At 53.1% G+C, this 10063-nt stretch carries 9 protein-coding genes and 1 tRNA gene; 8 read left to right on the top strand and 2 right to left on the bottom strand.

The genetic code is table 11. The annotated features are described in order from the left end of the window. Window positions 1-128: 128 nt before the first annotated feature. Window positions 129-204, top strand: a tRNA-Trp gene (locus JQ822_RS22750). A 105-nt stretch (window positions 205-309) separates the two neighbouring features. Here JQ822_RS22750 and hdfR read toward each other — a convergent pair. Then, window positions 310-1155 carry an HTH-type transcriptional regulator HdfR gene (gene hdfR / locus JQ822_RS22745; RefSeq protein ID WP_213135373.1) on the bottom strand — a complete coding sequence of 282 codons (846 nt, stop codon included), beginning with the start codon at window positions 1153-1155 and terminating at the stop codon, window positions 310-312. 106 nt (window positions 1156-1261) lie between these two features. Here hdfR and maoP point away from each other — a divergent pair, with 106 nt between their 5' ends. Next, window positions 1262-1600: a macrodomain Ori organization protein MaoP gene (gene maoP / locus JQ822_RS22740; RefSeq protein WP_096758961.1), complete on the top strand. Its 339-nt coding sequence runs from the start codon at window positions 1262-1264 to the stop codon at window positions 1598-1600. A gap of 25 nt (window positions 1601-1625) precedes the next feature. Here the strand turns inward: maoP and JQ822_RS22735 are convergent, their stop codons facing one another. Further along, the gene (locus JQ822_RS22735; RefSeq protein WP_213135372.1) at window positions 1626-3146 is read right to left on the bottom strand and encodes a YifB family Mg chelatase-like AAA ATPase; all 1521 of its coding nucleotides are present in this window, start codon (window positions 3144-3146) and stop codon (window positions 1626-1628) included. A 353-nt stretch (window positions 3147-3499) separates the two neighbouring features. Between JQ822_RS22735 and ilvL the strand changes: the two genes are divergently transcribed. The 6 genes from ilvL (at window position 3500) to ilvA (ending at window position 10054) form a co-directional block, all read left to right on the top strand. Further along, complete coding sequence (ilvL, locus tag JQ822_RS22730) at window positions 3500-3598, top strand: ilv operon leader peptide (protein WP_001311244.1); 99 nt, start codon at window positions 3500-3502, stop codon at window positions 3596-3598. A 139-nt stretch (window positions 3599-3737) separates the two neighbouring features. After that, entirely contained in the window at window positions 3738-5384 is a 1647-nt protein-coding gene (gene ilvG, locus JQ822_RS22725) for an acetolactate synthase 2 catalytic subunit (RefSeq protein WP_213135371.1), read from the top strand. Further along, entirely contained in the window at window positions 5381-5644 is a 264-nt protein-coding gene (gene ilvM / locus JQ822_RS22720) for an acetolactate synthase 2 small subunit (RefSeq protein ID WP_003018017.1), read from the top strand. Before ilvG ends, ilvM begins: the two co-directional genes overlap by 4 nt. A gap of 17 nt (window positions 5645-5661) precedes the next feature. After that, window positions 5662-6591, top strand: a complete 930-nt coding sequence (locus JQ822_RS22715) for a branched-chain amino acid transaminase (RefSeq protein ID WP_213135370.1) — start codon at window positions 5662-5664, stop codon at window positions 6589-6591. A 62-nt stretch (window positions 6592-6653) separates the two neighbouring features. Continuing rightward, complete coding sequence (gene ilvD, locus JQ822_RS22710; RefSeq protein WP_213135369.1) at window positions 6654-8504, top strand: dihydroxy-acid dehydratase; 1851 nt, start codon at window positions 6654-6656, stop codon at window positions 8502-8504. A 5-nt stretch (window positions 8505-8509) separates the two neighbouring features. Further along, window positions 8510-10054, top strand: a complete 1545-nt coding sequence (gene ilvA, locus JQ822_RS22705; protein WP_213135368.1) for a threonine ammonia-lyase, biosynthetic — start codon at window positions 8510-8512, stop codon at window positions 10052-10054. Window positions 10055-10063 lie beyond the last annotated feature (9 nt).

Raw genomic sequence — 10063 nt, 5'->3', positions numbered from 1 at the left:
GAGCGGTAGTTCAGTTGGTTAGAATACCTGCCTGTCACGCAGGGGGTCGCGGGTTCGAGTCCCGTCCGTTCCGCCACTTATTAGAAAATTAAGCCTGCTATCTTAGCAGGCTTAATGATAAGAAATTTAGGGGCGTAGCTCAGTTGGTAGAGCACCGGTCTCCAAAACCGGGTGTCGCGAGTTCGAGTCTCTCCGCCCCTGCCAGAAATAATCCTTAGCATCCTTGCTAAGGATTTTTTTTATCTGAAAATTATGCCTATCATTTTACCGTTTATTTCCCATTTCCCGGCATCCTTGCCAGCGTTCTCTTTAGTCATCCAGAATATTCGTTTTCAACAGATCGCGGATAAGCGTATGTTTATCGCTATTTTGCAGCCAAACCGCATATAACGGACGTGAAAGCGTCGTGCTGTCAGTCATCATGTGGAGATCGCTTTTCGTTTTTGCCCAGCTGACAGGAAGCCAGCTAAAACCCTTCAGTACAGAAAGTTGCTGCCTTGCCAACTCAGCAGAACTGGTGGTAAGCACCGGTACTTCATCGCCTGCAACTAATCCCACTTCGTGTTGTTGGAAATCCGGTCCCCATTCCAGGCGCAGGTAATTCAATTCGTCTTTTGTTTGTGATGGTTTACTGGAATACAACGCCAGCGTGAAATATCCCAGCAGTTGGCTGCTAAATTCGTCCATTTTGGGTGTTTCGGTGGTAATCAGCAGATCAAGCTGCCGTTCATGGAGTTGCTTAACTAACGACTGACGCTGTGCGATCCTGGCTTCAAATTGCAGGCTGGCTTGCGGTTCTTGCGACTGATACAACCGTCCCAGCCAGCCATTGAGCATGCACTCCCAAAGGGAAGCGCTGGCTCCGATAGAGAACTCATTATGTCGCGAGGTATTCGCGACCTCCTTACGTGCTGCTTGCCACGTATTCATCAGCGTTTCAGCATACGGCAGTAATTTTTCACCCGCTGCGGTTAAACGGATATTGTTTCTGTGTCGGGTGAACAGGTTCACACCTAGTTGATTTTCCAGTTGTCTGATACGAAAACTGACTGCCGACTGGGTCAGATAGAGCGCTTCAGCTGCCCGACCAAAGTGGCGCGTTCGGCTAACTTCCAGGAAAGTCTTTAACAATTCCGTATCCACAACTCGCTCCATAAAATAATTTGTCGTTATGATTTAAATCTTTTGTTTGACGCTCTGTCAAGCGTAACTAATACTCCGCGCCATAAATAGCTCGGCCAAAGAATTAGGAGCGTGCAGGATGGCGGAAAGCTTTACGACGACTAATCGATATTTCGACAATAAATATTATCCCCGCGGATTCTCCCGTCATGGTGATTTCACCATTAAAGAGGCACAACTGCTTGAGCGTCACGGTTATGCTTTCAATGAGCTGGATCTGGGCAAGCGTGAGCCGGTAACGGAAGAAGAGAAACTATTTGTGGCGGTATGCCGTGGTGAACGTGAGCCGGTCACCGAAGCTGAACGTGTGTGGTCTAAATACATGACGCGTATTAAGCGTCCAAAACGTTTCCACACGCTGTCCGGCGGTAAACCTCAAGTAGAGGGTGCGGAAGATTACACCGAGTCAGAAGATTAATGAAAAAAGGGCGAAAGCCCTTTTTTTATGCCAGTAGTTTCTGCAAATGGATTAACAGCCGGTCTATTGCCCGATAACCAACGGCTTCCTGTAAATGTTGACGGGTGATCTGTTCACATTGCTCAATATCCGCAATCGTGCGAGCGACCTTTATCAGGCGCAGCCATGCACGGATGGACAATCCAAGATGCGCCAACGTTTCCTCCAGCCAGCGCGCATCATCCCTGTGCAAGATACAGAATTGATGTATATCCTGGCTACTCAGATGTGCATTTAACTTATTTTGCCGCTGGTACTGGCGCTCACGCGCGGCCATAACGCGTTTCTTCACCATCTTGCTGTCTTCTCCCTTTACCGCATGTTGACTGAGTATACCTGGCGGTGGAAGGGGAATTTCGAGGGACAAATCGAAGCGGTCGAGAAAAGGGCCGGATAAACGATTGAGATAGCGTAGCGTTTGCTCTGGGGTACAGCGATTGTGGTTTCCCTGATAGTGTCCCGTAGGGCTTGGATTCATTGCCGCTATCAGTTGAAAGCGTGCCGGGTAGGTTATTTTTGCCCGGGTACGTGATAAATGAATTTGTCCGGATTCAATGGGTTCACGTAGAGCATCCAGCGTACGGCGTTCAAACTCGGGCAATTCATCCAAAAATAGTATGCCGTTATGTGCCAGAGAAATCTCTCCTGGTGCCGGTATCGATCCTCCTCCCACCATGGCAGTTAAAGATGCGCTGTGATGAGGTGAGCGAAAAGGGCGTTGCTTCCACTGCTTTTGTATCGTATCGGAATTGACCAGGCTGAGGATTGCCGCACTTTCCAGTGCTTCCTCGTTGCTTAACGGTGGCAGCAGTCCTCTGAGGCGACTGGCCAGCATTGTTTTCCCCGTGCCCGGCGGGCCGATGAGCAGGAGATTGTGGCCGCCTGCGGCGGTTATCTCCAGCCCTCGTTTGCCCTGTTCCTGGCCGATGACGTCGCTGAGGTCATCAGAAGAGTCTGCATGCGGAATCTCTACGCAAACGGGCCTTTCTAATTCATGCTTATCTTCAAGAAATGCGCATACAGACTGCAGGTGATCGGCAATCAGGCACCCCTCGCCGTGTATCAACCCCACTTCTGCAGCATTCTCTTTTGCGACAATGATTCGTCTGCCTGCGCGAATCGCTTCGGTTGCGCTTGATATCGCTCCGGGAACGCCGCGTAACGCCCCTGTAAGCGCTAATTCACCTAGTAACTCATAAGTATCGAGATTATGTGTTGTAAGCTGCTCTGACGCTGCCAGGAGCGCAACGGCGATAGGCAAATCATATCTCCCGCCTTCTTTAGGCAGATCAGCCGGAGCGAGGTTGATGGTTATCTTCTTGGCCGGAAATTCATACCCGCTATTAATAATCGCACTGCGAACCCGATCGCGGGCCTCTTTCACGGTAGTTTCGGGCAACCCGACCATGGTTAAGCCGGGCAAGCCACTACTAATATGTACTTCAATAGTAATGGGTGGTGCATTGACGCCTAACGCGGCGCGTGTGTGGACTATCGACAGTGACATAACACCTCCTGAGATAGCTATTATGTCGTAATAGATAGCGGCAATATCTTACTTAATTGATGCTTTTAGATGCTGATTCATGTGTTTTTGTGCAATAAATAATTATTTGCGTAGTGTCTGGAACTACGCTCGCAAACACATCTGGAAGTACCTCATACAGAGGTAAAACATGATCGTGTTTGCTGAATAACGTGAAATATTTTCATTTTCTATTTTTTGTATAAAAAACAAAGGTATTTATCTAAACCGTTAACAGCGTCAGAAAAACCAATAAAAAAATATCTTGTGTGATTTGCAAATTCTATGGTAACTCTTTAGGTATTCCTTCGAACAAGATGCAAGAAAATACAAAAATGACAGCCCTTCTACGAGTGATTAGCCTGGTCGTGATTAGCGTGGTGGTGATTATTATCCCACCGTGCGGGGCTGCACTTGGACGAGGAAAGGCTTAAAAAACAAGCCTTAACGAACTAAGACCCCCGCACCGAAAGGTCCGGGGGTTTTTTTTGACCTTAAAAACTTAAATGAGGGGCAGAAAGTGAACACTAGCATAAAGTTCTGTTTCTCAAGATTTACGGCGGGGATGTAACTATGAATGGGGCACAGTGGGTGGTACATGCGTTGCGTGCACAAGGGGTTAATACCGTCTTTGGTTATCCCGGTGGCGCAATTATGCCGGTTTACGATGCGTTGTATGACGGCGGCGTAGAACACTTGTTGTGTCGACACGAGCAGGGTGCGGCGATGGCGGCGATTGGTTATGCCCGCTCAACCGGTAAAACCGGGGTCTGTATCGCGACTTCCGGTCCTGGCGCAACCAATCTGATCACCGGCCTGGCGGATGCGCTGTTAGATTCCGTTCCCGTTGTGGCGATCACCGGTCAGGTCTCTTCCCCGTTTATCGGCACCGATGCATTCCAGGAAGTGGACGTACTTGGCATGTCGTTGTCCTGCACTAAACACAGCTTCCTGGTGCAGTCGCTGGAAGAACTGCCGCGTATCATGGCTGAGGCCTTCACCGTGGCGAATTCCGGTCGTCCTGGCCCGGTTCTGGTTGATATCCCGAAAGACATCCAATTAGCCAGCGGTACGCTGGAGCCGTATTTCACTACCGTCGAAAATGCAGCGGCTTTCCCACATGCTGAAGTTGAACAAGCCCGCAAGATGCTGGCACAGGCGCAGAAACCCATCCTGTATGTAGGTGGTGGTGTAGGTATGGCGCAGGCGGTTCCAGCCCTGCGTGAGTTTATTGCGATTACCCAAATGCCGGTCGCCTGCACGCTGAAAGGTTTGGGCGCAGTGGATTCGGACTACCCGTACTATTTGGGCATGTTGGGAATGCACGGTACTAAAGCCGCGAATTTCGCGGTGCAAGAGTGTGATTTGCTGATTGCCGTTGGTGCACGTTTTGATGACCGGGTGACCGGCAAGCTGAACACCTTTGCCCCCAATGCCAGCGTGATCCACATGGATATCGATCCGGCTGAGATGAACAAACTGCGCCAGGCGCACGTTGCGCTGCAGGGTGATTTGAATACGCTGTTACCTGCATTACAGCAACCGCTGACCCTCAATGAATGGTGCCAGCATACTGCCAATATGCGCGCAGAACATGCCTGGCGCTACGATCATCCGGGCGAGGCTATTTACGCACCGCTGTTGTTAAAACAGCTGTCCGATCGCAAACCTACGAATAGCGTGGTGACGACGGATGTAGGCCAGCACCAGATGTGGTCAGCACAACATATGATCTACACTCGCCCGGAGAACTTCATCACCTCCAGCGGCCTGGGAACGATGGGCTTTGGCCTGCCTGCTGCGGTGGGGGCACAGGTGGCCCGCCCGGACGATACGGTAATCTGTATCTCCGGTGACGGCTCCTTCATGATGAACGTGCAGGAGTTGGGCACCGTAAAACGCAAGCAGTTGCCGCTGAAGATAGTCTTACTCGACAACCAGCGGTTAGGCATGGTGCGACAATGGCAGCAGCTTTTTTTCCAGGAACGCTATAGCGAAACCACCCTGACCGATAACCCCGATTTCCTTATGTTGGCCGGCGCCTTCGGCATCCCAGGCCAACACATCACCCGTAAAGACCAGGTTGAAGCAGCTCTCGACACCATGCTGAACAGTAAGGGGCCATACCTGCTTCATGTCTCAATCGACGAACTTGAGAATGTCTGGCCTCTGGTACCGCCAGGTGCCAGTAACTCAGAAATGCTGGAGAAATCATCATGATGCAACATCAGGTCGCCGTTGAGGCTCGTTTCAATCCGGAAACGTTAGAACGTGTTTTACGCGTGGTACGCCATCGTGGTTTTCAGGTGTGCTCCATGAATATGGAAGCCGCCAGCGATGCACAGAATATAAATATTGAATTGACCGTTGCCAGCCCACGGTCGGTCGACTTACTGTTTAGTCAGTTAAGTAAACTGGTAGATGTTGCACATGTTGCTATCTGCCAGAGCACAACCACATCACAACAAATTCGCGCCTGAGCGCAAAAGGAAGAAAAATGACGACGAAAAAAGCTGATTTCATTTGGTCCAATGGCGAGATGATTCGTTGGGAAGACGCGAAGGTTCACGTGATGTCCCACGCGCTGCACTACGGTACGTCAGTATTTGAAGGTATCCGCTGCTACGATTCTCACAAAGGGCCAGTGGTGTTTCGTCATCGCGAACATATGCAGCGTCTGCGTGATTCAGCCAAGATTTATCGTTTTCCGGTTTCTCAGAGCGTTGATGAGTTGATGGAAGCTTGCCGCGCGGTGATCCGCAAAAACAACCTGACCAGTGCGTACATCCGCCCGCTGGTATTTGTTGGCGATGTCGGGATGGGCGTTAACCCGCCGGCGGGATACACCACCGATGTGATTATTGCTGCGTTCCCATGGGGGGCTTACCTGGGGGCTGATGCACTGGATCAGGGGATTGACGCGATGGTTTCTTCCTGGAACCGCGTTGCGCCGAACACCATCCCTACTGCGGCCAAAGCGGGCGGTAACTATCTGTCTTCGCTGCTGGTGGGTAGCGAAGCGCGTCGTCATGGTTATCAGGAAGGTATTGCGCTGGATGTGAATGGCTACATCTCCGAAGGCGCGGGTGAAAACTTGTTTGAAGTTAAAGACGGCATTCTGTTTACCCCGCCGTTTACCTCTTCCGCGCTGCCGGGTATCACCCGTGACGCGATCATCAAGCTGGCGAAAGACCTCGATATCGAAGTGCGTGAGCAGGTGCTGTCCCGTGAATCACTGTATCTGGCCGACGAAGTGTTCATGTCCGGTACCGCGGCGGAAATCACCCCGGTACGTAGCGTCGATGGTATTCAGGTGGGTGAAGGCCGCTGTGGCCCGGTGACCAAACGCATTCAGCAAGCCTTCTTTGGTCTCTTCACCGGCGAAACGGAAGATAAATACGGCTGGTTGGATCAAGTTAATAACTAAGTATTAAAAGATGGGACGGCACGCACCGTCCCAATTATTAGATAGACGGGAGTTAATCAAGCATGCCTAAGTATCGTTCTGCCACCACCACCCACGGCCGCAATATGGCGGGTGCCCGCGCACTGTGGCGCGCCACCGGGATGACCGATGATGACTTCGGTAAACCGATTATCGCTGTGGTGAACTCGTTTACCCAGTTCGTGCCGGGTCACGTCCACCTGCGCGACCTCGGTAAACTGGTTGCTGAGCAAATTGAAGCCTCTGGTGGCGTTGCCAAAGAGTTCAACACCATTGCGGTGGATGATGGTATCGCCATGGGGCACGGGGGCATGCTTTATTCCCTGCCGTCCCGCGAACTGATCGCCGACTCCGTTGAATACATGGTCAATGCCCACTGCGCCGACGCCATGGTCTGTATCTCCAACTGCGACAAAATCACCCCGGGGATGTTAATGGCCTCCCTGCGCCTGAATATTCCAGTGATCTTTGTTTCCGGCGGCCCGATGGAAGCCGGGAAAACCAAACTGTCTGACAAAATCATCAAGCTCGACCTGGTTGATGCGATGATTCAGGGCGCGGACCCGAAAGTGACCGATGAGCAAAGCGACCAGGTTGAACGCTCCGCTTGCCCAACCTGCGGTTCCTGTTCCGGTATGTTCACCGCCAACTCGATGAACTGCCTGACCGAAGCGCTGGGCCTGTCGCAGCCGGGTAACGGTTCGCTGTTGGCAACCCACGCTGACCGTAAACAGCTGTTCCTCAATGCGGGTTCACGTATTGTTGAGCTGACCAAACGTTATTACGAGCAGAATGATGATTCCGCATTGCCGCGCAATATCGCCAATAAGGCGGCGTTTGAAAATGCCATGACCCTGGATATCGCCATGGGTGGTTCCACTAACACCGTTCTGCATTTGCTGGCTGCCGCGCAGGAAGCGGAAATCGACTTCACCATGAGTGATATCGACAAGCTGTCCCGCAAAGTCCCGCAGCTGTGCAAGGTTGCACCAAGTACGCAGAAATACCACATGGAAGATGTCCACCGCGCGGGCGGTGTACTGGGGATTTTGGGCGAGCTGGATCGCGCCGAACTGCTGAACCGCGACGTGAAAAACGTGCTGGGGCTGACCTTGCCACAGACCCTGGATCGCTACGATGTCATGCTGACCCAGGATGAAGCGGTGAAAAACATGTTCCGCGCTGGCCCGGCGGGCGTTCGTACTACGCAGGCGTTCTCGCAGGATTGCCGCTGGGATACGCTGGATGACGATCGCGCCGAAGGTTGTATTCGTTCTCTGGAACATGCCTACAGCAAAGACGGCGGTCTGGCCGTGCTGTACGGTAACTTTGCGGAAAACGGCTGCATCGTGAAAACCGCAGGCGTGGATGACAGCATCCTGAAATTCACCGGCCCGGCGAAAGTATACGAAAGTCAGGACGATGCCGTTGAAGCCATTCTCGGTGGCAAAGTGGTGGCAGGCGACGTGGTGGTGATCCGCTACGAAGGGCCGAAAGGCGGGCCGGGCATGCAGGAAATGCTTTACCCAACCACTTTCCTGAAATCGATGGGGCTCGGCAAAGCCTGTGCATTGATCACCGACGGGCGTTTCTCCGGGGGGACATCGGGTCTGTCTATCGGTCACGTTTCTCCGGAAGCGGCGAGCGGCGGCAACATTGCGATTATCGAAGATGGCGACATGATTGCGATTGATATCCCGAATCGTGGTATTCAGTTGCTGTTGAGCGATGCGGAGATTGCGGCCCGTCGTGAAGCGCAGGAATCCCGCGGCGATAAAGCCTGGACGCCAAAAGATCGTCAGCGTCAGGTCTCCTTCGCGCTGCGTGCTTATGCCAGCCTGGCAACCAGTGCTGACAAAGGCGCGGTGCGCGATAAGTCGAAATTAGGGGGGTAATGATCATGGCGGATTCACAACCTCTATCCGGTGCCCCTGAGGGTGCCGAATACCTCAGAGCGGTGCTGCGTGCACCGGTCTACGAAGCGGTGCAGGTAACGCCGCTGCAAAAAATGGAAAAACTCTCTTCGCGCCTCGACAACGTCATTCTGGTGAAGCGCGAAGACCGACAGCCCGTTCATAGCTTCAAGCTGCGCGGGGCCTACGCCATGATGGCGGGTCTGACCGAAGCGCAAAAAGCACATGGCGTGATCACTGCGTCGGCAGGAAACCATGCCCAGGGCGTGGCCTTTTCCTCCGCGCGTCTTGGCGTGAAAGCGCTGATTGTCATGCCCACGGCCACAGCGGATATCAAAGTTGATGCTGTGCGCGGCTTCGGTGGCGAAGTATTGCTGCACGGCGCGAATTTTGATGAAGCCAAAGCCAAAGCGATTGAATTGTCGCAGCAGCAGGGTTTTACATGGGTTCCACCGTTCGATCATCCGATGGTGATTGCCGGGCAGGGCACGCTGGCGCTGGAGTTATTACAGCAGGATGCTCACCTCGACCGTGTGTTTGTGCCCGTTGGCGGCGGCGGTCTGGCGGCGGGCGTGGCGGTGCTGATTAAACAGCTGATGCCGCAAATTAAAGTGATTGCCGTTGAAGCCGAAGATTCCGCCTGCCTGAAAGCGGCGCTGAATGCGGGCCATCCGGTAGACTTACCGCGCGTCGGTTTGTTTGCCGAAGGCGTGGCGGTGAAACGCATTGGCGATGAAACCTTCCGTCTGTGCCAGGAATACCTCGACGACATTATCACCGTTGATAGCGATGCCATCTGCGCGGCGATGAAAGACCTGTTCGAAGACGTGCGCGCGGTGGCGGAGCCCTCCGGGGCGCTGGCGCTGGCGGGGATGAAAAAGTACATCGCCCAGCACAATATTCGCGGCGAGCGTCTGGCGCATGTTCTTTCCGGCGCTAACGTTAACTTCCACGGCCTGCGCTACGTGTCTGAACGCTGCGAGCTGGGGGAACAACGCGAAGCGCTACTGGCGGTGACCATTCCGGAAGAAAAGGGCAGCTTCCTGAAATTCTGTCAATTGCTGGGTGGGCGCTCAGTGACCGAGTTTAACTACCGTTTTGCTGATGCGAAGGACGCCTGTATTTTTGTCGGCGTACGTCTGAGTCGTGGGCTGGAAGAGCGTAAAGAAATCCTTCAGTTGCTCAGCGACGGCGGTTACAGCGTGGTGGATCTGTCCGACGACGAAATGGCCAAGCTGCACGTGCGCTATATGGTCGGTGGACGTCCCTCTAAGCCGCTACAGGAACGTCTATACAGCTTTGAGTTCCCGGAGTCTCCAGGTGCGCTGTTGAAGTTTCTGCATACCTTAGGGACCCACTGGAATATTTCCCTGTTCCATTACCGCAGCCACGGCACCGACTACGGGCGCGTGCTGGCGGCGTTTGAACTGGGCGATCATGAACCGGATTTTGAAACGAGGCTGAACGAACTGGGCTACGACTGCCACGATGAGAGCCATAACCCGGCGTTCCGCTTCTTTCTGGCGGGTTAGCGGCGGCCA

This window comes from Citrobacter sp. FP75, assembly GCF_018342065.1.
Taxonomy (GTDB): Bacteria; Pseudomonadota; Gammaproteobacteria; order Enterobacterales; family Enterobacteriaceae; genus Citrobacter.
Note: the sequence above shows the minus strand (reverse complement) of the source record. Positions and strands in the feature narration are given on the sequence as shown.